Source organism: Pseudomonas sp. JQ170C (assembly GCF_035581345.1).
In the GTDB taxonomy this organism is placed as follows: Bacteria; Pseudomonadota; Gammaproteobacteria; order Pseudomonadales; family Pseudomonadaceae; genus Aquipseudomonas.
This window is the reverse complement of record NZ_CP141608.1, coordinates 589,106-612,564: the sequence shown is the minus strand read 5'-3', so window position 1 is coordinate 612,564 and position 23,459 is coordinate 589,106. Positions and strand designations below refer to the sequence as shown.

General features: G+C 65.2%; 22 protein-coding genes. 17 read left to right on the top strand and 5 right to left on the bottom strand.

The features are described 5' to 3' along the window. Positions 1-76 precede the first annotated feature (76 nt). The 5 genes from U9R80_RS02685 to cobG form a co-directional block, all read right to left on the bottom strand. Positions 77-766: a hypothetical protein gene (locus U9R80_RS02685; RefSeq protein WP_301838189.1), complete on the bottom strand. Its 690-nt coding sequence runs from the start codon at positions 764-766 to the stop codon at positions 77-79. 101 nt (positions 767-867) lie between these two features. Then, complete coding sequence (gene cobJ, locus U9R80_RS02680) at positions 868-2,568, bottom strand: precorrin-3B C(17)-methyltransferase (RefSeq protein ID WP_301838191.1); 1,701 nt, start codon at positions 2,566-2,568, stop codon at positions 868-870. Then, the gene (locus tag U9R80_RS02675) at positions 2,568-3,302 is read right to left on the bottom strand and encodes a precorrin-2 C(20)-methyltransferase (RefSeq protein WP_442964930.1); all 735 of its coding nucleotides are present in this window, start codon (positions 3,300-3,302) and stop codon (positions 2,568-2,570) included. Before U9R80_RS02675 ends, cobJ begins: the two co-directional genes overlap by 1 nt. Next, the gene (locus tag U9R80_RS02670) at positions 3,299-3,925 is read right to left on the bottom strand and encodes a precorrin-8X methylmutase (protein WP_301838193.1); all 627 of its coding nucleotides are present in this window, start codon (positions 3,923-3,925) and stop codon (positions 3,299-3,301) included. The genes U9R80_RS02675 and U9R80_RS02670 overlap by 4 nt, the downstream gene beginning before the upstream one ends. After that, positions 3,918-5,252 carry a precorrin-3B synthase gene (cobG, locus tag U9R80_RS02665; RefSeq protein ID WP_301838195.1) on the bottom strand — a complete coding sequence of 445 codons (1,335 nt, stop codon included), beginning with the start codon at positions 5,250-5,252 and terminating at the stop codon, positions 3,918-3,920. The genes U9R80_RS02670 and cobG overlap by 8 nt, the downstream gene beginning before the upstream one ends. A 116-nt stretch (positions 5,253-5,368) precedes the next feature. On the opposite strand from cobG, the gene cbiE reads away from it, so the two are divergent. The 17 genes from cbiE (at position 5,369) to urtC (ending at position 23,432) form a co-directional block, all read left to right on the top strand. Further along, positions 5,369-6,580: a precorrin-6y C5,15-methyltransferase (decarboxylating) subunit CbiE gene (cbiE, locus tag U9R80_RS02660; RefSeq protein WP_301838197.1), complete on the top strand. Its 1,212-nt coding sequence runs from the start codon at positions 5,369-5,371 to the stop codon at positions 6,578-6,580. Further along, positions 6,573-7,670, top strand: a complete 1,098-nt coding sequence (locus U9R80_RS02655; RefSeq protein ID WP_301838198.1) for a cobalt-precorrin-5B (C(1))-methyltransferase — start codon at positions 6,573-6,575, stop codon at positions 7,668-7,670. Before cbiE ends, U9R80_RS02655 begins: the two co-directional genes overlap by 8 nt. Then, positions 7,667-8,383, top strand: a complete 717-nt coding sequence (locus tag U9R80_RS02650; protein ID WP_301838199.1) for a cobalt-precorrin-6A reductase — start codon at positions 7,667-7,669, stop codon at positions 8,381-8,383. Before U9R80_RS02655 ends, U9R80_RS02650 begins: the two co-directional genes overlap by 4 nt. A gap of 147 nt (positions 8,384-8,530) precedes the next feature. After that, positions 8,531-8,965 carry an NfeD family protein gene (locus U9R80_RS02645; RefSeq protein WP_301838200.1) on the top strand — a complete coding sequence of 145 codons (435 nt, stop codon included), beginning with the start codon at positions 8,531-8,533 and terminating at the stop codon, positions 8,963-8,965. Positions 8,966-8,985: 20 nt separating this feature from the next. Continuing rightward, complete coding sequence (locus tag U9R80_RS02640) at positions 8,986-9,843, top strand: SPFH domain-containing protein (protein WP_301838201.1); 858 nt, start codon at positions 8,986-8,988, stop codon at positions 9,841-9,843. A 101-nt stretch (positions 9,844-9,944) separates the two neighbouring features. Continuing rightward, positions 9,945-10,337, top strand: a complete 393-nt coding sequence (locus tag U9R80_RS02635; protein WP_301838202.1) for a DUF2946 domain-containing protein — start codon at positions 9,945-9,947, stop codon at positions 10,335-10,337. Positions 10,338-10,384: 47 nt separating this feature from the next. Continuing rightward, positions 10,385-10,855, top strand: a complete 471-nt coding sequence (locus U9R80_RS02630) for a copper chaperone PCu(A)C (protein WP_301838203.1) — start codon at positions 10,385-10,387, stop codon at positions 10,853-10,855. 19 nt (positions 10,856-10,874) lie between these two features. Further along, complete coding sequence (locus U9R80_RS02625; protein WP_301838204.1) at positions 10,875-11,303, top strand: DUF2946 domain-containing protein; 429 nt, start codon at positions 10,875-10,877, stop codon at positions 11,301-11,303. A gap of 78 nt (positions 11,304-11,381) precedes the next feature. Further along, positions 11,382-13,448 (top strand): TonB-dependent copper receptor, encoded by a 2,067-nt coding sequence (locus U9R80_RS02620; protein WP_301838206.1) that lies wholly within the window; start codon positions 11,382-11,384, stop codon positions 13,446-13,448. 61 nt (positions 13,449-13,509) lie between these two features. Further along, the gene (locus tag U9R80_RS02615) at positions 13,510-14,883 is read left to right on the top strand and encodes a PepSY-associated TM helix domain-containing protein (protein ID WP_301838207.1); all 1,374 of its coding nucleotides are present in this window, start codon (positions 13,510-13,512) and stop codon (positions 14,881-14,883) included. A 131-nt stretch (positions 14,884-15,014) separates the two neighbouring features. Next, positions 15,015-15,803: an ABC transporter ATP-binding protein gene (locus U9R80_RS02610; RefSeq protein WP_301838208.1), complete on the top strand. Its 789-nt coding sequence runs from the start codon at positions 15,015-15,017 to the stop codon at positions 15,801-15,803. Next, complete coding sequence (locus U9R80_RS02605; protein WP_301838210.1) at positions 15,800-16,747, top strand: ABC transporter substrate-binding protein; 948 nt, start codon at positions 15,800-15,802, stop codon at positions 16,745-16,747. Before U9R80_RS02610 ends, U9R80_RS02605 begins: the two co-directional genes overlap by 4 nt. Continuing rightward, on the top strand, positions 16,744-17,754 hold the full coding sequence (locus tag U9R80_RS02600) for a FecCD family ABC transporter permease (RefSeq protein ID WP_301838211.1): 1,011 nt from the start codon (positions 16,744-16,746) through the stop codon (positions 17,752-17,754). Before U9R80_RS02605 ends, U9R80_RS02600 begins: the two co-directional genes overlap by 4 nt. A gap of 110 nt (positions 17,755-17,864) precedes the next feature. Further along, entirely contained in the window at positions 17,865-19,280 is a 1,416-nt protein-coding gene (cycA, locus tag U9R80_RS02595; protein WP_301838212.1) for a D-serine/D-alanine/glycine transporter, read from the top strand. Positions 19,281-19,484: 204 nt separating this feature from the next. Beyond that, entirely contained in the window at positions 19,485-20,750 is a 1,266-nt protein-coding gene (gene urtA, locus U9R80_RS02590; RefSeq protein ID WP_301838213.1) for an urea ABC transporter substrate-binding protein, read from the top strand. A gap of 103 nt (positions 20,751-20,853) precedes the next feature. Next, positions 20,854-22,353: an urea ABC transporter permease subunit UrtB gene (gene urtB / locus U9R80_RS02585; protein ID WP_301838214.1), complete on the top strand. Its 1,500-nt coding sequence runs from the start codon at positions 20,854-20,856 to the stop codon at positions 22,351-22,353. Continuing rightward, positions 22,353-23,432 carry an urea ABC transporter permease subunit UrtC gene (gene urtC, locus U9R80_RS02580; protein WP_301838215.1) on the top strand — a complete coding sequence of 360 codons (1,080 nt, stop codon included), beginning with the start codon at positions 22,353-22,355 and terminating at the stop codon, positions 23,430-23,432. Before urtB ends, urtC begins: the two co-directional genes overlap by 1 nt. Positions 23,433-23,459 lie beyond the last annotated feature (27 nt).

Below are 23,459 nucleotides of genomic sequence, written 5' to 3'. Positions count from 1 at the left end.
CTGACGCCGCGTCCACTGCCAACATGACGCGTGCAAGAACCACGGGATGGCTCGAAGAACGAGCCATCCCGTGATTTCAGATGTCGTAGTCCAGTACGTTGTTGATGGCGCGCTCGCCCAACTTGAGCTCGATGGTGGGACGCAGATGGTCGTACAAGGTTTTGTTGAACGACAACGCCGCAGAGCCTGTGTAGGACGTCAAGGAACTGCTGGCCCATTCAAATACGGCCAGGTCCAGGTCGTGCGACGCGGCGGCGACCTGCACCGCACTCATGACTAGGACCACTTCGCCAGTGTTGGTTTCGATGCAAGAGGCCAGGCCGACGGAGGCGTTGGCCTTGTTTTTGATGTTGCGCTTGAGCAGCTGCTGGGCCTCATCGACCATGCCGAGCTTTTCAAGTGCACTTTCAGCCAGTTTGTTCAGGGCCGCGCCCACCGGGCCGCCCAGAAATGCGGTGCCGATGCTGCTCACCGCCTTGGCAGCAATGGCACCGACCTTGAGGGACTGCGAACCTTGATTCACCTGCTCATAGCAACGGCGCGCAGTCACCCAGCCGCAATCGTGCATGACCTTGAGGAACGCCTTGAACCACTCCTCACCCTGCCCTTCCTGGTCAAAGCGTTTGCTCGCTACCAGCGAAGCAAAGTGATAGGCGTTCTTTACGTCGGTTCGGCTTTGCAGCGACATCCCTGCGCCAAACGCCATCAGCGATTGATCGACGATAGCCGCTGTGTTGTTGCTGAGCATTTCAGTGGTGCCTGTCATCTCGAATATCCTTTTCGTGAAAGCCCGCTCGTCATCGACGGGGGCTTCACGCTATTCGAGAGGCGTGCCTGAATCAGGATCGAAGGCTTTCCCCGACAGGTTCAGTCCTGTGCCGGATACCAACGCGGGGTGTAGACCCAAGGCTCGGCATTTGCCCGCGCAAACTGGCAGGTGGTGGACGATCCCACCAGCACCATCGTGCGCATATCGACCATTTCAGGTTGCAGGTCGCCGAGGGTCACCACCCTGAGCGTCTGCCCTGGCCTACCAATATCACGGCCAAGTACTACAGGCGTTTGAGCGGTACGGTGCTGGCGAACGATTTCCAGGGCCCGTCCCAACTGCCAGGGCCGCGAACGCGAGATCGGGTTGTAGAAGGCCAGCGCCAGATCCGCCTGGCAAGCCAGGTCCAGGCGCTTCTCGATGATCGACCAGGGCTTGAGGTTGTCCGACAGCGACAACACACAGAAGTCATGCCCCAGTGGCGCACCGGCCTGGGCAGCGGTGGCCAGCGATGCAGAAACACCGGGCAGCATCTGCAGGTCAACGGCATGCCAGCGCGAGTCCGTCGACTCGTGCAAGGCCTCCAGCACTGCAGCGGCCATGGCGAACACGCCAGGATCGCCAGACGACACCACGACCACTGAACGCCCCTGGGCAGCCAGCTCGAAGGCATGGCGGGCCCGCTGCATTTCTTCGCGGTTGTCGGTGCAGTGCATGACCTGGTCGGCACGGAACGGCCCGGCCATGCGCACGTAGGTTTCGTAGCCAAGGATATCGTTGGCCCGGGCAAGCTCGGCCTTGACGGCGGGCACCATGAACTCGGCCGCACCCGGCCCCAGGCCGATCACCGCAAGCCGACCGCGGGCACGGCCAATTTGCAGGGGGTCGATCGGTTGGCTGGAAACCACGATGGCCAGGTTTTCGGTGAGTGCGTGCGGTGGCAACAACTGCGGCATTACCTGCGCCGCCAGTGCGCTGGCGTTCCTGGCACCCGCGGCAAACCGCAACGCAACGCCCAGTTCAGCCGCCGCAGCGTGCAACGCCGGGTCCGCCATCAGCGATTCGCTCGCCAGCAGACACGCCAGGGCCGGCTCGGCGATCTGCGCGCTGGCCAACGCCTCACGCACCGTCGTCGCCAACTGCGCCGAAACCGCAGTGACCGCCACCATGACACAGCGCGGATAGATCACCAGCTCGTTGTCAGAAACCGCGCGTGCGTCACAGCCCACATGGATGGCCAACTGCGCCTGCTCGCTCTGCGGCAACTGGGCCTGGGCCAGCCAGGGCGCCTCGCCGTCGATGCGTACCGTTTCACCGGCCAGCAGGTCACTGACAAAACGCTTGCCCAGCTCCAGGTCCGCAAGGGCATAGCCGCTGGGCGGGTTGAGCAGGCAGGTACCGAAACGCAGCTCCCCGCTGGTGGTGATCGCCGCCGCCACGCCCAGGCCGGCGGCAATTTCCCGAGCCATGACATTGACCCCGCCCAGGCCACCCAGCAGTGGCACTACGGCGCTGCCATCTTCGGCCACCGCCAGTACCGGCGGTTCGACGCCCTTCTCCAGCAACTCGCTGGCGAGTGTGCGGATGACGATGCCGGCCGCACACAGGGCAATGATCGGTGTGTCTTGCTGGTAGAGCTGGCGCAAGGTCGCGCCAAACTCCTGGTAACTGCAGTCGACCTCATCGACCCGGCCCGCCAGGCCATGGATCAACGCGTCGGGGTACAGCTGCTGGATCTTGCGGGCAGTGGCCAGGCTGCCTTTGCCAAGAATGACAATGGCCGGTGCTTTACGGGTCATCAGCCTTGCCACCTTTCACCCGGAACAATGATCAACGAGAAGTACGGCGAGGACTGCGGATCGACATCATCCAGGGCGACGATCTTCTGGTTGGCCATGGTCGCGCGCTCAACATACAGCGCACGCCCGGCAAGCCCCAGCTCGCCCAGTACCTGGCGCACCTTGGGGAAGTTGCGACCCAGCTTCATGATCACCGCCGCGTCGGCATCGGCCAGGCGACGCTTGAGTTCATCAGCGGGCAACACGCCCGAGAGTACCGACAGGCTCTGGTTGCGATAGACCAATGGCGCGCCCAGTACCGAAGCGCCGCCAAGCATCGAGCAGACACCCGGGATCACCTGGGCTTCGTAGCGCTCGGCCAGGCGATCGTGCAGGTACATGTAGGAGCCGTAGAAGAACGGATCGCCTTCGCAGATCACTGCCACGTCGCGCCCGGCATCCAGGTGTGCGGCGACTTCCAGGCTGGCCTCATCGTAGAAGTCGCTGATCACTTGCTCATAGGAGAGCGGTGCCGGCAACGCTTCGGTGGTCACCGGATACACCAGCGGCAGCAAGGTCTGCGCTTCCTGAAGATGGCCTTCGATGATGCCGAACGCGTTGCCGCGTTTTCCCTTGGCCACGAAGTAGGCAACCACCGGCGACTCACGCAGCAGGCGCAGCGCCTTGACCGTGATCAGTTCCGGATCGCCAGGGCCGACACCCAGGCCAAGCAAACGTCCACGAGCCTGCATCATTCGACCTCCGTGGCCAGGGCATTGACCGCAGCGGCCGCCATGGCGCTGCCGCCCAGGCGGCCCTGCATGATCACGAATGGCACGCCACGGCTATCGGCCGCGAGCATCGCCTTGGATTCGGCCGCGCCGACAAAGCCCACCGGAAAACCGAGGATCAACGCAGGCTTGGGTGCGCCCGCATCGATCATCTCAAGCAGGTAGAACAACGCCGTCGGCGCATTGCCGATGACCACCACGCTGCCTTCCAGGTACGGCCGCCACAGCTCCAGCGCGACGGCCGAACGGGTGTTGCCCAGCTCACGGGCCAGCTCCGGTACCTGCTCGTCGCGCAGGGTGCAGATCACCTGATTGTTGGCCGGCAGGCGGGCACGGGTGATGCCTTCGGACACCATGCGTGCATCGCAGAGGATCGGCGCGCCCCTGGCCAGGGCCTGGCGACCGGCCGTGCCTGCGCCTTCGGAATACTGCAGGCCGTCGATGGCATCGACCATGCCGCAGGCATGAATCACCCGCACCGCGAGTTTCTCAAGGTCGGCAGGAATACGATCAAGCCGCGCTTCCTCACGAATGATCGCGAAGGAATTGCGATAGATCTCCTGACCATCGCGGATGTAATCAATCATCAAGGGTGCTCCGTGAGCGGGCATCGAGCAGGGCGCCCGCTTCTTCTAGTGTGAGGTCGCGCGCGCGCAGGGTACCGAAGCCCGCCTGGCGCGCGTCGCGCAAATAAAGGTCATAACGGCCCGGGGCCCGGGCCAGCAGCGTCGCCGGGGCAACATGGGCCACGGCGCAGGAACGGGAACAACCGCTCAGGTGAACACTGGCCGGGGCGCCCGAGGCCAACAAGGTAGCCAGGTGCACGGCATCGCCCTTGGTGTCGGCCAGGCCCTTGGCGCACCCCGCCGAACCGGTACAGGCGGCCATGCGCGCCAACGGCTCGGCCGTTGAGCACAGCAAGCCCAACCGGGCACAGCCGGCCGCCACGCTGGCCAGCTGTGGCTGCGCAATGTTGGGCAACAACAGGCTTTGCCAGGGGGTCATGCGCAGGCTGCCATCGCCCCGCTCCCTGGCCAGTTGCGCCACGCCGCGCAGCATCGTCGAGGTCAACCGCCCCAGCGGCGGCGCTGCACCGAATGCACTGAGCCCGGCCTGATGCTGTGGTGAGTCGCCCAGGTGGCTGCACGGCGTCATCGGGCGACGCCATTGCAGCACCGCGGCATCGCGGCGCACCGGCAGGCCCAGGCCGTCAATGAACACCTGCGGATCGACGTCGCCAAGCAAGTGGCGCATGCGGGACTGTTCAGGTCCGGCCAGGTCAAGAAAGCGATTGAGGACCGCGATCACCAAAGCGAACCCTTGCGCCACCGGCACGGCGCCGAGCGGCGAATCCAGGCCCGGGCTCCCGGCCAGGCCGAACGCGAACCAGGGTTCGGCATCCAGCGTCAGGGCCGACAGCCACAGGTCATGGGGATGTTCAAGCATCGCCAGGGCTTCCCCGGCGTCCACTTGCAGGGCGAACTTGGCCGACAGCTGATGAAAGCGCGGTGTTGTTTCCAGCGCCTGCAACACCCGCTCCGCCAACGGCCGGGCATCGAACAGCATATGCCGGTCCAGCCCGGCGCCAGGGCTGAGCATCAAGTTGCGGACGTCGTCACCGGCGGCATCGCGCGGGCCCAGCCCCGCGGCCAGCAGCAGTTCGATCATCCCGGCCCGTTCAGCCTTGATGCCACGAATCTGCAGATTGCCGCGGTTGGTCGCCTCGATGACGCCACTGGCGTAGCGCTCGGCTGCCGTGGCCACCGCGTCGGCCTGATCGGCACTCAGCGCGCCGCCGGCCAGCTTGATCCGGCAAATGCCGCCGTCCAATGCCTGGACGATGCGCAGCAACCCCGGACAAGCCGAGGGGCGGAGCGCAACATGGGGCTGGCGGGCCGGAAATGGCTCGTTCAAGGGGTCACCCGACAATCGTGAAAAGGCACTTCAGTGTAGAAGGCGCGGTATTATGCCTGCTTTGTCCGAAGGCATGAAAAGCCTGCCGGTCGGATTGCTGGTATTGAGGAAAATGCATGTCGCCCTGGCTCACAGTAGTAGGCATCGGTGAAGACGGTTTCAGTGGCCTGGGCAAGAATGCCCGGCGCGCGCTGCTGGGTGCCGTGAAGGTGTTTGGCGGCCAGCGCCAGCTGGATTTGCTGCCGCGCTGCATCCGCGGCGAACGCCTGCTGTGGCCCAGCCCTTTTACATTGGCGCCGCTGCTGGCCCTGCGCGGCGAGCCGGTGTGTGTGCTGGCCAGCGGTGACCCGATGTTCTTCGGCGTCGGTGCCAGCCTTGCCCGCCAACTCGATGCCGATGAGATGAGCGTACTGCCGATGCCGTCCTCCTGCGCCCTTGCCGCCGCTCGCCTGGGCTGGCCCCTGCAGGAGGTGACAACGCTGTCGGTGGTAGCCCGCCCGTTGGGCGCCCTCAATGCCCACCTGTACAGCGGCGTGCGCCTGCTGGTGCTGAGCAACGACGGCAGTAGCCCTGCCGCCATCGCCGCCCTGCTGTGCGAACGTGGGTTCGGACCGAGCCACATGCACGTCTTCGAGCACCTGGGTGGCAGCGCCGAGCGTTGCCTTCAGGGCACTGCCGAGCAGTGGCAACACGCGCAGGTGGCCACCTTGAACCTGGTCGCCATCGAGTGCCGTGCCGCTCCCGATGCGCTGCGCCTGTCGCCCTTGGCCGGGCTGCCGGACAACGCCTTCCAGCACGATGGCCAGATCACCAAGCGCGACGTGCGCGCCATTACCCTCGCCCGCCTGGCCCCCCAGCCGGGCGAACTGCTGTGGGATGTCGGCGCCGGCAGCGGCTCGATCGGCATCGAGTGGATGCGCGCGCACCCCAGCTGCCGGACGCTGGCCATCGAGTCCGATGACGGTCGCCAGCAACTGATCGAACACAACCGCGACGCCCTTGGCGTTCCCGGCCTGCAACTGGTCCGCGGGCGCGCCCCGCAAGCGCTCGAAGGCCTGGAGCGGCCGGACGCAATTTTCATCGGCGGCGGCGTCACCCGTGAAGGCGTGCTGCAGCACTGCTGGGCGCAATTACGCCCCGGCGGGCGGCTGGTGGCCAATGCCGTGACCCTGCAAAGCGAGCTGGCCCTGGTCAACTGGCGCGAACAGCATGGCGGCGAGCTGACCCGCATCCACATCGCCCAGGCCCAGCCCCTGGGTGAATTCGACACCTGGCGTCAGGCCCTGCCGATCACCTTGCTAGCCGCGGTCAAGCCCCTCGATGCGTGACGAAACCCAGGAACAACCCGCCCCACTGCGCAGCGGCCTGACCACCGGCAGCTGTGCCACCGCCACCAGCCTTGCGGCGGCGCGGCTGCTGCTGACGGGCCAGCAGGACGACGCGGTCCACATCACCCTGCCTAAAGGCAAGCAGGTGCAGATGCGCCTGGAGTTCTGCCGCTTGCTCGAAGAGGGCGCCGAGGCCGGCACCCTCAAGGATGCCGGCGACGATCCGGACGTCACCCACGGCGCCCTGCTCTATAGCCGCGTACGCCTGCAAGCCGAGCCCGGCGTGCGCTTTGTGGCGGGCAAGGGTGTCGGTACCGTGACCCGTCCCGGCCTGGTACTGGCGGTGGGCGAGCCGGCGATCAATCCGGTGCCGCGACGGATGATGACCGAACACCTGCAACGCCTGGCCGGTGAGTGTGGCTACGGCGGCGGCTTTGAAGTCACGGTGAACGTGCAGGACGGCGAGCACCTGGCGTTGAAAACCATGAACCCGCGCCTGGGTATCCTCGGTGGTTTGTCGATCCTGGGCACCAGCGGCATCGTCCGGCCGTTCTCCTGCTCGGCTTACATCGCCTCGATCCACCAGGGCATAGACGTCGCCAAGACCAACGGCTACCTGCACATCGCCGCCTGCACCGGCAACGCCAGCGAAGACACCATGCGCCGGGTGTACAACCTGCCGGAAATCGCCCTGATCGAAATGGGCGACTTTGTCGGCGCCGTGCTCAAGCACCTGCGCAAGGTGCCTGTGGATAAACTCAGCCTGTGTGGCGGCTTTGGCAAAATCAGCAAACTGGCCGCCGGCCACATGGACCTGCACAGTCGCCACTCCAGCATCGACTTGCCGCAGCTGGCCGAGTGGGCAGCGGCCATCGGTGCCGACAGCGACCTGCAAACCGCCATCCGCCAGGCCAACACCAGCCAGCAAGCCCTGGCCATGGCCAGTGCCGCCGGCATTGCCCTGGGTGATGCGGTCTGCGCCCACGCCCTGGCCTTTGCCCGTAGCGTGGTGCCGGCGCAGGTGCAGGTGGAAGTCTTTGCCATCGACCGACAAGGTGGCATCGTCGGTCACGCAGGAGCCTTTGCATGAAACGTATCCTGCTGCTCGGCGGCGTCACTGAGGCCCTGGCCATTGCCCGCACCCTGGGCCCTGCGCACGTCTACAGCCTGGCCGGCATCGGTCGGGTGCCGAGCGACCTGAACTGCCAGGTGCGGGTCGGCGGCTTCGGCGGTGCCGAGGGCCTGGCGGCTTATCTGCGCAGCGCGTCCATTGACCTGCTGATCGACGCCACCCACCCCTATGCGGCGCAGATCAGCCGTAACGCCGCCCAGGCCGCCCAGCTCGCCGCGATTCCCTGCTGGGCCCTGCGTCGCCCGGCCTGGGAGCCCCAGGCGGGTGATGACTGGCGCGAAGTGGCGGATTGGGCCGAACTGATCCAGGCCTTGAAGCCGTTCAAGCGACCGCTGTTTACCTTGGGACGGGAACCGTTGCAGCACCTGGATGAAATCCCGCCCGAACAGTTCTGGACCTTGCGCGCACTGGACGCCTGCCCTGGCAACGAGCGCTGCGAAGTCATCGGCGCGCGCGGACCTTTCTACCTGGAAGATGAGCGCGAGCTGTTCGAGCGTCGGCAAGTCGATGTGCTGATCAGCAAGAACAGCGGCAGCGGCGCCACGGAGCCCAAGCTGGAAGTCGCGCGTGAGCGGGGGGTACCGGTGCTGATACTGAAGCGACCGCTACTGCCTGAGGCTGACCGGCAGTTCTTCGGCCCCGAGCAACTGCTGGCGGCGTTGCGGGCCTGATCGCGGGGCAAGCCCGCTCCTACCGGATCTGTAGGAGCGGGCTTGCCCCGCGATATGCCCTACAACCGTCACTGATCATCCCGCATAGCCCGGAAGCATTCCCCTGCCCTACACTGCACCCTTTCTCCCGCAAAAGAATTCGCCCATATGGAAATGCAATGGTGGATCTGGCTGGTGTTCGGCTTCGCATTGGTCTTGCTCGAACTCATGTTGCCGACGTTCTTCATCCTCTGGTTTGGCATCGGCGCTGTGCTGGTGTCGCTCATCGCTTACCTCGCTCCCAGCCTGCAACTCGACATGCAGGTGCTGCTCTGGGTGATCTTCTCATCCATTACTACCGTCCTCTGGTTCAAGGTCTTTCGCAAAAAGCCGGACAACCGCTGGACCGCCGACAGCGTGATCGGCGAAGTCGGCCTGCTCACCGCCAAAGTCTCCGAGTTCCAGAAGGGCCGCGTGCGCTTCCAGAAGCCGATCCTGGGCAATGAAGAGTGGATCTGCGTCGCCGATACCGAAATCCTCCCCGGCGAGCGCGTACGTATCACCGCCATCGAAGGCAACACCGCCCGCATTACCCGGGCCTGATCAAAAGGAAACCTTGAACCATGACCAGCCTCATCGTCGTCGCCACGCTTGCCGCATTCGTCTTCGTCACCCTGTTCAAGGGGGTACGCATCGTGCCCCAGGGCGAGGAGTGGATTGTCGAGCGCCTGGGCCGCTACCACAGCACCCTCAAGCCCGGCCTGAATATCGTCATCCCCTACGTCGACGTGGTTGCCTACCGCCTGCCGACCAAGGACATCATCCTCGACGTGCAGCAGCAGGAAATCATCACCCGTGACAACGCGGTGATCGTCGCCAACGCCCTGTGCTTCGCCAAGGTCGTCGACCCGCAAAAAGCCGCTTACGGTGTGCAGGACTTCTCCTTCGCCGTGACCAGCCTGACCATGACGTCCCTGCGCGCCATCGTCGGCGCAATGGACCTGGACGAAGCACTGTCCAGCCGCGAACAGATCAAGGCCCACCTGCGCGAGGCCATGTCCGAGCAGACCGAAGACTGGGGCGTGACCGTACGCTCGGTTGAAATCCAGGACATCAAGCCCTCGGAAAACATGCAGGCGGCCATGGAACGCCAGGCCGCCGCCGAGCGTGAGCGTAAAGCCGACGTCACCCGCGCCGAAGGCGCCAAGCAGGCCGCAATTCTCGAGGCCGAAGCCCGCCAGCAGGCGGCCAAGCTCGACGCCGAAGCGCAGATCAACCTCGCCGAGGCCTCGGCCCGTTCGATCACCCTGGTCAAGGACGCAGTGGGCACCGAGATCACCCCTGCCATGTACCTGCTGGGTGAGCGCTATATCGGCGCCATGGAAAACCTTGCCCGCAGCAACAACGCCAAAGTCGTTGTCCTGCCCGCCGACCTGCAAGAAACCGTGCGCGGCCTGATGGGCCGCAACAAGCCAGTCTGAGCACTGCCTGCCGGGTGTGCGGCACTTCACCGCACCCCCGGCAATTTTTCCTATACTGGGCGTTACAATAGCCCCCACTTGATTCCTGACCGGATCCCTCCATGCCCTCACATCGGCCCGCCATTGCCTGGATTGCCTGCTTTGCAGTGCTGTTCAATCTGCTGGCCATGCCGTTGGCGTCCGCCGCCCCCAGGGGCCCGGCCGAACAACTGCTGTGGGGGGCCTTCTGCTCGAGTGTCGGCAGCACGCTCACGCCTGAAATCATGGCGCTGGGCAAACTCGACCTGGGCGATCAAGGCGATGCCAAGGCCAGCATGCAGCATTGCTGGTGCTGTTCCGGCGCCGCGCCCCTGCTCGCGCTTGCGGGGCACACAGCGCAACTGGCCCCTCCACTGGCGTTGCCCGCCGCACGCGAACCGCTGCTCGCAACCTTCCAGCCCACCCCGCGCCAGCTCTGGCCATCGCTCAATCCCCGCGCCTCCCCTCTGGTCTGAATTCACCGCGCTACCTGCTGCGAACCTGAATCGACTGGAGAATCACCATGTTCAAGAACGCCCTGCTGCTGGCTGCACTGATGCTGCCGGCAACCTTTGCCAACGCCCACGAATACACCAAGGGCGACCTGCAAATCGCCCATCCGTGGTCGCAGGAACTGCCGCCCAACGCCCCCAACGTTGCCGCCTATTTCGTTGTCCACAACAACGGCGCAACCGCCGACACGCTGCTGGGCGTCGACAGCCCGATCAGCGATGACGCGCAGTTGCACGAACATGTGCACAAGGATGGGCTGATGAAAATGCAGCAGGTGCAGAACGTCGAAGTACCCGCCGGCAAGGACCTGGTCTTTGCCCCCGGTGCCTATCACGTGATGCTGATGCAACCCAAGGACCGTAGCCTGCTGAGTGACGGCAAGCGCTTCCCGCTGACCCTGCACTTCAAGAACGCCGGCGATGTCACAGTCGAAGTCGCGGTGCAGAAGCAGCCACCAGAAGGCACTGCCCACACGCATTGATCGCTGAACGCTGCTCGCCATGAGCATCGCCCGCAGCAAGCTCGCCCGCACCGCCCGCCCTGACACCCAGAGGGCGCGTGGCAGCTGGCTGAGCCTGTTCGCCATGTTGATGATCTTTATCGGCCCACTGGTTTCCCAGTCGATGCCGATGGATCACCGTGCCATGGCGCAGGACATGGCCATGAGCATGGCCATGGACAGCCCGGCCGACTGTCATGCGGACAGCCACCACGGCAGCGACGCATCACTGCACGTGATCTGGGAGAAGTGCGGCTACTGCAGCCTGTTCTTCCACTGCCCGGCCCTGCCCCAGGCCCTGAGCCTGCTCAACACCGAAGCCACACCCGCCAGCAGCACGCTGGTCGTCCAGCCGCGCCAGGGCCACGCCCGGCAGACCGTGTTCCCCGGCGCCCGCAGCCGCGCGCCACCGTCCCTCATCGTCGTCTGAAGCCACTGTTGCGCTTACCGGTCCGGCACATGCCGATGACCGTGCGCGCCCCCATGACTGATCGATGTTGGAATCACTATGTCCAGCTGCACTGCTGTTTTTAATCTGTCCCTGCAAGGCACCGTCGCCGCGATTTGCGGCACCCTGCTCACCCCGTTGGCCCTGGCCGCGAATCCCCAGGGCGATGAGCATGCCCATGCACACAACGAACTGAGCCCGACGGTGATCACCGCCGTTGCCCCAAGCTCGCCGCTGACCATCGTCACCAACCCCAAGGACCCGCGCCAGCCGGTGCCGGCCAGCGACGGTGCCGACTACCTCAAGACCATCCCCGGCTTCTCGGCCATCCGCGCCGGCGGCACCAACGGCGACCCGGTGCTGCGCGGCATGTTCGGCTCGCGCCTGAACATCCTCACCAATGGCGGCGTGATGCTCGGTGCCTGCCCCAACCGCATGGACGCCCCCACGTCGTACATCTCGCCGGAAACCTATGACCGCCTGACGGTGATCAAGGGCCCGCAAAGCGTGATCTGGGGGCCAGGCGCCTCGGCGGGCACCATCCTCTTCGACCGCGAGCCGGAGCAGTTCGGCGAACTCGGCAGCCGCGTCAATGCCAGCTTGCTGGGCGGCTCCAACGGGCGCTTCGACAAGGTCCTGGACACCGCCGCCGGCAACCGCCTGGGCTATGTGCGTTTTGTCGGCAACCAATCGCACTCGGACGATTACGAAGACGGCAACGGCGATACCGTGCCGTCACGCTGGGACAAATGGAACGGTGATGTGGCCCTGGGCTGGACGCCTGATGCCGACACCCTGGTGGAGCTCACCGCCGGCAAGGGCGATGGCGAAGCCCGCTATGCCGGGCGCGGCATGGACGGTTCGCAGTTCAAGCGCGAAAGCCTGGGCCTGCGGTTCGAGAAGTCCAACATCGGCGACGTGTTCGACAAGCTCGAAGCCCAGGTCTACTACAACTATGCCGACCACGTGATGGACAACTACAGCCTGCGCACGCCTTCGGGCACCGGCATGATGGGCATGCCGATGGTCAGCAACGTCGACCGGCGCACCCTGGGTGGCCGGCTCAAGGGCACCTGGCGCTGGAGCGACCTGCAACTGATCGCAGGCATCGATGCGCAGACCAACGAGCACCGCCAGCGTGGCGGCATGGGCGTCGATGTGCACAAGGGCATGCCCTGGACCAAGGACGCCGACTTCCACAACTACGGCGCCTTCAGCGAGCTGACCTGGTACGCCGCCGACCAGGACCGCCTGATCACCGGCGCCCGCCTGGACCGGGCCTCGGCCAAGGACTACCGCGCCACCAGCGCCACCCGCGGCGATACCCGTGCCGACACCCTGCCCAGCGGCTTTGTGCGCTACGAGCACGACCTGCTCGACCTGCCCGCCACCACCTATGTCGGCCTGGGCCATGCCCAGCGCTTCCCCGACTACTGGGAGCTGTTTTCGCCCAAGTCGGGCCCGGCAGGTTCGGTCAATGCCTTCGACAGCATCAAGCCGGAGAAAACCACCCAGCTCGACGTCGGCATCCAGTACCAGACCGAAGACCTGCAAGCCTGGGCCTCGGGCTACCTCGGGCAGATCCGCGACTACATCCTGTTCGACTACCGCTCAGGGATGATGGGCATGCCCAGCTCCCGCGCCGACAACATCGACGCGCGGATCATGGGCGGCGAACTGGGTGCGGCCTATAAGTTGACCTCCAACTGGAAAGCCGACGCTACCCTGGCCTACGCTTGGGGCAAGAACAGCAGTGATGGCAAGGCGCTACCGCAGATGCCTCCCCTGGAGAGTCGTCTGGGCCTTACCTACAGCCGCGACGACTGGAGTGCCGGTGCCCTGTGGCGGGTGGTGGCGGCACAGAACCGCATTGCCGAGGACTACGGCAATGTGGTGGGCAAGGACTATGAAAAGAGTGCGGGCTTCGGGGTGTTCTCGCTTAACGGCAGCTACAAGCTCAGCAAGCACCTGAAGCTCAGCGCGGGGGTCGACAACCTGTTCGACAAGGCCTACGCCGAACACCTGAACCTGGCGGGTAACGCAGGCTTCGGCTACCCCGCCAGTGACCCACAGGCGATCAACGAGCCGGGGCGTACGCTCTGGACCAAGGTCGACCTGAGTTTCTGATCCCCGACCCGGGCGCGATCCTCGATCGCGCCTCACCCCAGGCACTACACGGGAGCGCTCCATGAGCAAACCGACCCCCTCTTTCTACAACCTGGCCTGGCGCTGGCACTTCTATGCCGGGCTGTTCGTTGCGCCGTTCATGATCCTGCTGGCAATCACCGGGATCATCTACCTGTTCAAGCCCCAGCTTGACCCCTTGCTCTATCGCGACCTGATGGTGGTCGAGGCCGGACACCACAGCCAAACCGCCGACAGCCTGCTGCAGCAGGTTCATCAGGCGTACCCCAAGGGCCAGGTGACCCAATACCTGCCCGCCGTTGCCAGCGATCGCAGCGCCCAGTTCGTGGTGCAGGATGCCGGCCGCGAGCTCAATGTGTTCATCAACCCCTACGACGGCCGCGTGCTGGGCGAGCAGGATGCGAAAAACAACCTGCAAGCCGTCGCCCGGGCCCTGCATGGCGAGCTGATGGTCGGCACCGTCGGTGACCGCCTGGTTGAGCTGGCGGCCGGCTGGGGCGTGGTGCTGGTGGTGTCGGGCCTGTACCTCTGGTGGCCTCGCGGCCAGCGCACGGGCGGCGTCCTCTGGCCGCGCCTGAATGCGCGCGGGCGTCTGCTGTGGCGCGACCTGCATGCAGTCACGGGCTTCTGGGGCTCGGCCCTGCTGCTGTTGATGCTGCTCAGCGGCATGACCTGGACCGGGTTCTGGGGCAAGCAGTACGCCGATGTGTGGAACCGCTTTCCGGCGGCCATGTGGAACGACGTGCCCAAATCCGATCAACAGGCCCGCACGCTCAACACCGCCTCCCGCCAGACCGTGCCCTGGGCCATGGAAAACACGCCCATGCCGCAGTCCGGTGCCCACGCCGAACATGCCGGGCACACCATGGGTTCGAGCGCACCGGCCGCGCCCCAGATCAGCCTGCAACAGGTCCAGGAACTGGCCAGCAGCCGCGAGGTCGTCCCTGGCTACAGCATTACCCTGCCCACCAGCGCCGAAGGGGTGTACACCATCGCCGTGTTCGCCGACGACCCGCGCAACGATGCCACCCTGCATATCGACCAGTACACCGGCAAGGTCCTGGTGGATGTGCGCTGGCAGGACTACAACGGCGTCGCCCGTGCCACCGAGCTGGGCGTGATGCTGCACGAGGGCAAGATGTTCGGCCCGCTGAACCAGCTGGTCATTCTGCTGGTGTGCCTGATGATCCTGCTGGGCTCGGTCAGTGGCCTGGTCATGTGGTGGAAGCGTCGGCCTGAAGGTGGCCTGGGCGTACCGCCGTTGCGTCATGACCTGCCGCGCTGGAAGACCGCGACGGTGATCATGCTGGTCCTGGGCGTCGCCTTCCCGCTGGTGGGGGTCTCGCTGCTGCTGGTGTGGCTGGCGGACCGCATAGGGCTGCGCGCAGCCGCGAGCGTGCCCCGCGATGCGGTATGACTGACCACCCTCTGTAGGAGCGGGCTCGCCCCGCGATAGCGATCTCACTGTTACATCGCTTCGCGGGGCAAGCCCGCTCCTACAGGCATGCAAATCCGCTAACATGGCGACCCGTTTTCAGCAGGACTGACATGAGCACCCTGACTATCAGCGACCTGCACTGGTCGCCCCTGGGCCACGGCCATTGTCATCATCAGTTCCAGCTGCGCGCGGTCGACCTGCAGGTCAAGCCCGGCGAATTCGTCGGCCTGATCGGCCCCAACGGCAGCGGCAAGACCAGCCTGCTGCGCTGCGCCTACCGCTTCAACAAGCCCGAACGCGGCCATGTGAAGCTGGACGAGCATGACCTGTGGCGCCAGTCGCCACGCTGGTGTGCCCAGCGCATCGCCGTGGTGCTGCAGGAGTTTCCCGATGCCTTCGGCCTGAATGTCGAGGAAGTGGTCGCCATGGGCCGCACCCCGCACAAGGGCCTGTTCGATGGCGACACGCAGGCTGACCGCCAGCAGGTCCTGGACGCCTTGCAGGCCGTGGGCCTGGTGGGCTTCGACGATCATGAATTCGCCAGCCTCTCGGGTGGCGAAAAGCAGCGGGTGATCCTCGCCCGGGCTCTGGTCCAACAGCCCCAGGTGCTGATCCTCGATGAACCGACCAACCACCTCGACCCGCGCTACCAACTGGAGTTGCTGGCGCAAGTGCGCCGCCTGGGCATCGGTACCCTGGCGAGCATCCATGACCTGAACCTGGCCGCCGCCTTCTGTGATCGCCTGTATGTACTCGACCACGGGCGCATTGTCGCCAGCGGCACGCCCGACGAGGTGCTGACCACCACGCTGCTGCACGAGGTTTTCGGCGTACACGCCCTCATCGACCGCCATCCCCTGGCCGACCACCCACGTCTAACCTGGATAACCCAGCGATGATACGAACCACCCTGTTACTCGTCCTGGGCCTGCTCGCCAGCGCCGGCGCCTTTGCCCAGGCCACCCAGTACCCCTTGAGCATCCAGAGCTGCAACCGCCAGGTGACCTTCAACAAAGCGCCCGAGCACGCCCTGAGCCACGACATCAACATGACCCAGATGATGCTCGCCCTGGGCCTGCGTTCACGCATGGTCGGCTACAGCGGCGTGAGCGGCTGGAAGGCAGTCACCCCGGAACTGCGAAAGGAACTCGACGGCCTGCCGGAACTGGCCAGCAAGTACCCGTCGGTGGAAACCCTGCTCAACGCCAATGTCGATTTCTTCTTCGCCGGCTGGGACTACGGCATGCGCGTGGGCGGCGACCTGACACCGCAGAGCCTGGCGCCGCTGGGCATTGCCGTGTACGAACTGACCGAATCCTGCGCCTTCGTGATGAAGCGCCCGGCCGCGAGCCTGGACGACACCTACACCGACCTGCGCAACCTGGGCCGGATCTTCGATGTGCAGGATCGCGCCAAACAACTGATCGCGCAGATGCAGCAACGGGTCACCGCCGTGCAGCAGCGCGTGCCCGCGCAACGCCCGCGGGTGTTCCTCTATGACAGCGGTGAAGACCGCGCCATGACCTCCGGCCGCCTGGGCATGCCCCAGGCGCTGATCGAGGCAGCCGGCGGGCGCAACGTGCTCGACGACATCGAGGCCAGCTGGACCCGGGTGAACTGGGAAAGCGTGGTGGAGCGCAACCCCGAGGTAATCGTCATCGTCGACTACGGCGAAGTCAGTGCCGCGCAGAAACAGGCCTTCCTCGAGCAGCATCCGGCCTTGCAGTCGGTGCCGGCAATCCGTGACAAGCGCTTTGTGGTGATCCCCTATGTGGCCGCCACGCCAAGCCTGGAAAACGTCGAAGCCATCGAAGCCATTGCCGCGGGCTTGCACGGCGCATGAGTCGTTATCGCCTGCTGTTGCTCGGCCTGATCGGCCTGCTGCTGGTCTCTTGCGTGGTGTCGCTGGGCTTTGGTGCTGCCCCGGTGCCGGTCGAGGTGGTGTGGCGGGTGTTGTTGTTCAAGCTGTTCGGCATCGCCCCCGAAACACCGGCCTGGACCACCGGCCAGGAACATATCGTCTGGCTGATCCGGGTGCCACGCATGCTGTTGGCCGCCCTGGTGGGCGGTGGCCTGGCGATGATCGGCGCGGTGCTGCAAGCCGTGACCCGCAATCCGCTGGCCGACCCGCACCTGCTCGGCGTCACCTCTGGCGCCACCCTGGGCGCGGTACTGGTGGTGCTGCATGTCGGTGAGCTGCTCGGTGTGCTGACCCTGCCGCTGGCGGCGTTCATCGGTGCCCTGTGCAGCATGCTGCTGGTGCTGGCCATCGCCAGCCGCCATGGCCGCCTGGACAGCGACCGCTTGTTGCTGTGCGGCGTGGCGGTGGCCTTTGTGATGATGGCGGCCGCGAACCTGCTGCTGTTCATGGGCGACCACCGGGCAAGCTCGGCAGTGATGTTCTGGATGCTCGGCGGCCTGGGCCTGGCGCGCTGGGAGTTGCTGCCGATCCCGGCCATCAGCGTGCTGCTGGGGCTGACCCTGTTGCTGGGCATGGCCCGTGCGCTCAATGCACTGATGGCCGGCGAGCAGACCGCCGTGACCCTGGGCCTCAATGCCCGCTCGGTCAGGCTGGCGGCGTTCCTGATCTGCTCGCTGCTGACCGGGGTGCTGGTGGCGATCAGCGGCTCGATCGGCTTCGTTGGCCTGATGGTCCCGCACATCGCCCGGCGCCTGGTCGGTGCCGAACACACCCGGCTGTTGCCGGTGTGTCTGCTGCTGGGCAGCCTGTTCCTGATCTGGGTCGACGTGGCCGCACGCACCCTGATTTCACCCGAAGACCTGCCCATCGGCATCGCCACGGCTGCCATTGGTGGTCTGTTTTTCATCGGCCTGATGCGCAAGCGATAACCACGGTCAAGCCGCCATTGGTCTTGAGACGTATTGTCGCGGCTGCACCCGGAATGCGCGTGTTAGCCTAGCGCGCACAAGAAATTGCTCTGAACGGAATGCCCCAGCCTATGACCGCGAACCTGTCCCCGCAACATCCCTCGCCCGACGAACACGAACACCTGGAACGCAGCCTGTCCAACCGCCACATCCAACTGATCGCCATCGGCGGCGCCATCGGTACCGGGCTGTTCATGGGCTCCGGCAAGACCATCAGCCTGGCCGGCCCCTCGATCATCTTCGTCTACATGATCATCGGCTTCATGCTGTTCTTCGTCATGCGTGCCATGGGCGAGTTGCTGCTGTCGAACCTCGAATACAAGTCGTTCATCGACTTTTCCGCCGACCTGCTCGGCCCCTGGGCGGGTTACTTCACCGGCTGGACCTACTGGTTCTGCTGGATCATCACCGGCATCGCCGATGTGATCGCGATATCGGCCTATTCACAGTTCTGGTTCCCCGACCTGCCCCAGTGGGCGCCGGCACTGGCCTGTGTCGGCCTGCTGCTGTCACTGAACCTGATCACCGTGAAGATGTTCGGCGAGATCGAATTCTGGTTCGCGATGATCAAGATCGTCGCCATCCTCGCCCTGGTCGGCACCGGCCTGTACATGGTACTGGCCGGCTTCCAGTCGCCAACGGGGCGTACGGCAGACCTGGCTAACCTGTGGAACGACGGCGGCATGTTCCCCCATGGCCTGATGGGCTTCTTCGCCGGGTTCCAGATTGCCGTGTTCGCCTTTGTCGGGATCGAACTGGTGGGCACCACCGCCGCCGAGGCCAAGAACCCCGAGCGCACCCTGCCGCGGGCGATCAACTCGATTCCGGTGCGGATCATCATTTTCTACGTGCTGGCCCTGATCACCATCATGGTGGTCACGCCGTGGCGTGACGTGGTGCCGGGCAAGAGCCCGTTCGTTGAACTGTTCGTGCTGGCCGGCCTGCCTGCCGCGGCGAGCATCATCAACTTCGTGGTGCTGACCTCGGCCGCCTCCTCGGCCAACAGCGGCGTGTTCTCCACCAGCCGCATGCTCTTCGGCCTGGCCCAGCAGGGTGATGCGCCACGCAGCTTTGAACACCTCTCCAGCCGCAAGGTGCCGGCCAATGGCTTGTACTTCTCCTGCACCTGCCTGCTGCTGGGCGCTGCGCTGATGTATGTGGTCCCTGACCTGATCGAGGCCTTCACCCTGGTGACCACGGTGTCGGCGATCCTGTTCATGTTTGTCTGGACCCTGATCCTGCTGTCGTACCTGAGCTACCGCAAGCGCCGCGCCGCGCTGCACCAGGCATCGAAGTACAAGATGCCCGGCGGGCGTTTCATGTCGGTGGTGTGCCTGGTGTTCTTCGCCTTCATCCTGGTGCTGCTCAGCCTTGAAAGCGACACCCGCCAGGCGCTGATCGTGACGCCGCTGTGGTTCGTGCTGCTGGCGGTGACGTATCAGTTCGTGCGGCGCAATCGCCAGCCGGTCGCCTCGCAACACAACTGAGCCCCGGCCGGTTGCGCACCAGTACCGCGCAACCGGCTGCACCGCCTGCCATGCCAGGCCCCAGGCCGGTGCAACCCTCTCCCTTTCTTCGCCTAAAAGCCCGTGCCAGAGCCTTGCGCTGACTCGGCACAGCCCTTGCTACAGCTCTCTCCCGAAGTCGCCATCTGCCTTACCCGCACATTTGAACTCAACGGAGAGAGCACCATGAAGCGTCGCAGTCTGATCAAGGCCTTTACCCTCAGCGCGTCCATCGCCGCGATGGGCCTGAGCTGGACCCTCCAGGCCGCCGAGACCATCAAGGTCGGTATCCTGCATTCGCTGTCCGGGACCATGGCGATCTCCGAGACATCGCTCAAGGACATGGCCTTGATGACCATCGAACAGATCAACGCCAAGGGCGGGGTCAACGGCAAAATGCTCGAGCCGGTGGTGGTCGACCCGGCCTCCAACTGGCCGCTGTTCGCCGAAAAAGGCCGCCAGCTGCTGACCCAGGACAAGGTGGCGGTGGTGTTCGGCTGCTGGACCTCGGTGTCGCGCAAGTCGGTGCTGCCGGTGTTTGAAGAGCTCAACGGCTTGTTGTTCTACCCGGTGCAGTACGAAGGCGAAGAGATGTCGCCCAACGTCTTCTACACCGGCGCCGCGCCGAACCAGCAGGCCATTCCGGCAGTGGAATACCTGATGAGCGAAGAAGGCGGTGCGGCCAAGCGCTACTTCCTGCTCGGCACCGACTACGTCTACCCGCGCACCACCAACAAGATCCTGCGCGCTTTCCTGCACAGCAAAGGCGTGGCCGACAAGGACATCGAAGAGGTCTACACCCCCTTCGGACATAGCGATTACCAGACCATCGTCGCCAACATCAAAAAATTCTCCGCCGGCGGCAAGACCGCGGTGATCTCCACGGTCAACGGCGACTCCAACGTGCCCTTTTACAAAGAACTCGCCAACCAGGGCCTGAAGGCCACCGACGTACCGGTGGTGGCCTTCTCGGTGGGTGAAGAGGAGCTGCGCGGCATCGACACCAAGCCGCTGGTAGGGCACCTGGCGGCGTGGAACTACTTCGAGTCGGTGGAGAACCCGGTCAACAGCCAGTTCGTGGCCGACTGGAAAGCCTACGCCAAGACCAAGAACCTGCCGGGCGCCGACAAGGCCGTGACCAACGACCCGATGGAAGCCACCTACGTGGGCATCCACATGTGGGCCCAGGCGGTGGAAAAGGCCAAGTCCACCGACGTCGACAAAGTCCGTGAAGCCCTGGCCGGGCAAAGCTTCAAGGCACCGTCCGGCTACACCCTGACCATGGACGCGACCAACCACCACCTGCACAAGCCGGTGATGATCGGCGAGATCCAGGATGACGGGCAGTTCAACGTGGTCTGGGAGACCGAGCAGCCGCTGCGCGCGCAACCCTGGAGCCCGTTCATTCCGGGCAATGACAAGCGCCCGGACTATGCGGTGAAAGGTAACTGAGCCCTTCGCGGGGCAAGCCCGCTCCTACGGTAGGAGCGGGCTTGCCCCGCGAAACAGGCCCGACCTATCAATACACCTCCCGAACCGCGACGGAACTGCGCTTATGCCCAAGGCCCTTCACCGCCTCCTCCTCGGCCTGCTGTTGCTGCTGCCCCTGGCTGCCCAGGCAAGCGACGCCGACTACTTCATTGCCGCCAAGGCCAACGAGCAGGCCCGTCTGCTCCAAGGCTGGGCGGCGCAACCCGACCCGGCCCGGCTCGAGCTGCTGACCTCCCTGCAGCAAGGCCGCATCGCCCCCGGCGACACCCGTAAGCTGCGCCTGAACAACCGCCTGCGTGGCCTGGTGGACAACGCCCTGGCCAGCCATCAACTGCTGAGCACCGACGCCCAGGTGCGCCTGACTGCTGCCCAGCAACTGCAAAAAAGCGCGCAACCGGCCCAGGTCGCCTTTCTCGATCGACGCTACGCTGCCGAAGCCGATGCCGCCGTGCACGCAGCCCTGGGCTTGGCCCTGGCCAATCTGCAGCTGGTTGCCGAGGACCCTGCGGTACGCCTGGCAGCCGTGCGGCTGCTGGGTGAGACCGGCGACCCCATGGCCCGCACGCGCCTTGAGGCGCTGCTCGAACCCGGCGTTGAAGCCGACGCCAACGTGCGCACCGCCGCCGAGACCAGCCTGGCCCAGGTCAAGCGCAAGCTGCTGATCGGCGAGCTGCTCGGCCAGGCCTTCAGTGGCCTGTCCCTGGGCTCGATCCTGCTGCTGGCCGCCCTGGGGCTGGCAATCACCTTCGGTCTGCTGGGGGTCATCAACATGGCCCATGGCGAGATGCTGATGCTCGGTGCCTATGCCACCTATGTGGTGCAGATCCTCATGCAGCGTTACGCACCCGACGCCCTCGCGTTCTACCCCCTGGTTGCCCTGCCGGTGGCGTTCGCGGTCAGTGCCGGGGTCGGCATGCTGTTGGAGCGCACGGTGATCCGCCACTTGTACGGTCGTCCGCTGGAAACCCTGCTGGCCACCTGGGGGATCAGCCTGATCCTGATCCAGGCCATCCGCCTGCTGTTCGGCGCCCAGAACGTCGAGGTGGCCAACCCGGCCTGGCTCTCCGGCGGCATCCAGGTGCTGCCCAACCTGGTGCTGCCCTACAGCCGGATCGTGATCATCGGCTTTGCCCTGTTCGTGGTGCTGCTCACCTGGCTGCTGCTCAACCGCACTCGCCTGGGCCTGAACGTGCGCGCCGTCACCCAGAACCGCAACATGGCCGCCTGCTGCGGCGTGCCCACCGGGCGCGTGGACATGCTCGCCTTTGGCCTCGGTTCGGGCATCGCCGGCCTGGGCGGCGTGGCCCTGAGCCAGATCGGCAACGTCGGCCCCGACCTTGGCCAGAGCTACATCATCGACTCGTTCCTGGTGGTGGTGCTCGGCGGTGTCGGCCAGCTCGCCGGCAGCCTCTGGGCGGCCTTCGGCCTGGGCATCGCCAACAAGCTGCTGGAGCCGCAGATCGGTGCGGTACTCGGCAAGATCCTCATCCTTGCGCTGATCATTCTGTTCATCCAGAAACGCCCGCAAGGCCTCTTCGCGCTCAAGGGACGGGTAATCGACTGATGAACCAGCCTCTGCTTGTAACCGCCACCCAAAAGGCCGGCCCGCGCTGGACCCTGGCTGTCGGCGCCGCGGCCCTGTTGGTGCTGCTGGCGCTGCCGCTGCTGTCGCTGTTGCCCGACGGCCACGGCCTGCAGGTCTCGGCCTACACCCTGACCCTGGTCGGCAAGATCCTTTGCTACGCCATTGTCGCCCTGGCCCTGGACCTGGTCTGGGGCTATGCCGGGCTGCTGTCGCTGGGGCATGGCCTGTTCTTTGCGCTGGGCGGCTATGCCATGGGCATGTACCTGATGCGCGAAGCCGCCGGCGACGGCCTGCCCGCCTTCATGACCTTTCTGTCGTGGAGCGAGCTGCCCTGGTACTGGGCCGGTACCCAGCACTTTGCCTGGGCCCTGTGCCTGGTGGTGCTGGCGCCGGGACTGCTGGCGCTGGTGTTCGGCTTTTTCGCCTTTCGCTCGCGCATCAAGGGGGTGTACTTCTCGATCATGACCCAGGCCCTGACCTTCGCCGGCATGTTGCTGTTCTTTCGCAACGAAACCGGCTTTGGTGGCAACAACGGCTTCACCAATTTTCGCAGCATCCTGGGCTTCGAGATCACCGCACAAAGCACCCGGGCGGTGCTGTTCCTGCTCACCGTGGCCTTGCTGGTGGCCAGCCTGTACCTGGGCTGGCGCCTGGCCCGCAGCAAGTTCGGCCGGGTGCTGACCGCCCTGCGCGATGCCGAGAACCGCCTGATGTTCTGCGGCTACGACCCACGCGGCTTCAAGCTGTTCGTGTGGGTGCTCAGCGCCGTGCTGTGCGGCCTGGCCGGTGCGCTGTATGTGCCGCAGGTGGGCATCATCAACCCCAGCGAAATGTCGCCGACCAACTCCATCGAAGCCGCCGTGTGGGTAGCCCTGGGTGGACGCGGCACGCTGATCGGCCCGCTGCTCGGTGCAGGCCTGGTCAACGGCATGAAGAGCTGGTTCACCGTGGCCTTCCCCGAGTACTGGCTGTTCTGCCTGGGGGCGCTGTTCATTCTGGTCACCCTGTACCTGCCCAAGGGCGTGGTCGGCCTGCTGAAGAAAAGGGGCGAACAATGAGAGCCATACCACTGCCACCGGCCCACC

What these genes read in the sequence shown, in the direction of transcription:
- U9R80_RS02685 (WP_301838189.1), bottom strand. Translation starts at nt 766, where the DNA reads ATGACAGGCACCACTGAAATGCTCAGCAACAACACAGCGGCTATCGTC.
- cobJ (WP_301838191.1), bottom strand. Translation starts at nt 2,568, where the DNA reads ATGACCCGTAAAGCACCGGCCATTGTCATTCTTGGCAAAGGCAGCCTG.
- U9R80_RS02675 (WP_442964930.1), bottom strand. Translation starts at nt 3,302, where the DNA reads ATGATGCAGGCTCGTGGACGTTTGCTTGGCCTGGGTGTCGGCCCTGGC.
- U9R80_RS02670 (WP_301838193.1), bottom strand. Translation starts at nt 3,925, where the DNA reads ATGATTGATTACATCCGCGATGGTCAGGAGATCTATCGCAATTCCTTC.
- cbiE (WP_301838197.1), top strand. Translation starts at nt 5,369, where the DNA reads ATGTCGCCCTGGCTCACAGTAGTAGGCATCGGTGAAGACGGTTTCAGT.
- U9R80_RS02655 (WP_301838198.1), top strand. Translation starts at nt 6,573, where the DNA reads ATGCGTGACGAAACCCAGGAACAACCCGCCCCACTGCGCAGCGGCCTG.
- U9R80_RS02650 (WP_301838199.1), top strand. Translation starts at nt 7,667, where the DNA reads ATGAAACGTATCCTGCTGCTCGGCGGCGTCACTGAGGCCCTGGCCATT.
- U9R80_RS02645 (WP_301838200.1), top strand. Translation starts at nt 8,531, where the DNA reads ATGGAAATGCAATGGTGGATCTGGCTGGTGTTCGGCTTCGCATTGGTC.
- U9R80_RS02640 (WP_301838201.1), top strand. Translation starts at nt 8,986, where the DNA reads ATGACCAGCCTCATCGTCGTCGCCACGCTTGCCGCATTCGTCTTCGTC.
- U9R80_RS02635 (WP_301838202.1), top strand. Translation starts at nt 9,945, where the DNA reads ATGCCCTCACATCGGCCCGCCATTGCCTGGATTGCCTGCTTTGCAGTG.
- U9R80_RS02630 (WP_301838203.1), top strand. Translation starts at nt 10,385, where the DNA reads ATGTTCAAGAACGCCCTGCTGCTGGCTGCACTGATGCTGCCGGCAACC.
- U9R80_RS02625 (WP_301838204.1), top strand. Translation starts at nt 10,875, where the DNA reads ATGAGCATCGCCCGCAGCAAGCTCGCCCGCACCGCCCGCCCTGACACC.
- U9R80_RS02620 (WP_301838206.1), top strand. Translation starts at nt 11,382, where the DNA reads ATGTCCAGCTGCACTGCTGTTTTTAATCTGTCCCTGCAAGGCACCGTC.
- U9R80_RS02615 (WP_301838207.1), top strand. Translation starts at nt 13,510, where the DNA reads ATGAGCAAACCGACCCCCTCTTTCTACAACCTGGCCTGGCGCTGGCAC.
- U9R80_RS02610 (WP_301838208.1), top strand. Translation starts at nt 15,015, where the DNA reads ATGAGCACCCTGACTATCAGCGACCTGCACTGGTCGCCCCTGGGCCAC.
- U9R80_RS02605 (WP_301838210.1), top strand. Translation starts at nt 15,800, where the DNA reads ATGATACGAACCACCCTGTTACTCGTCCTGGGCCTGCTCGCCAGCGCC.
- U9R80_RS02600 (WP_301838211.1), top strand. Translation starts at nt 16,744, where the DNA reads ATGAGTCGTTATCGCCTGCTGTTGCTCGGCCTGATCGGCCTGCTGCTG.
- cycA (WP_301838212.1), top strand. Translation starts at nt 17,865, where the DNA reads ATGACCGCGAACCTGTCCCCGCAACATCCCTCGCCCGACGAACACGAA.
- urtA (WP_301838213.1), top strand. Translation starts at nt 19,485, where the DNA reads ATGAAGCGTCGCAGTCTGATCAAGGCCTTTACCCTCAGCGCGTCCATC.
- urtB (WP_301838214.1), top strand. Translation starts at nt 20,854, where the DNA reads ATGCCCAAGGCCCTTCACCGCCTCCTCCTCGGCCTGCTGTTGCTGCTG.
- urtC (WP_301838215.1), top strand. Translation starts at nt 22,353, where the DNA reads ATGAACCAGCCTCTGCTTGTAACCGCCACCCAAAAGGCCGGCCCGCGC.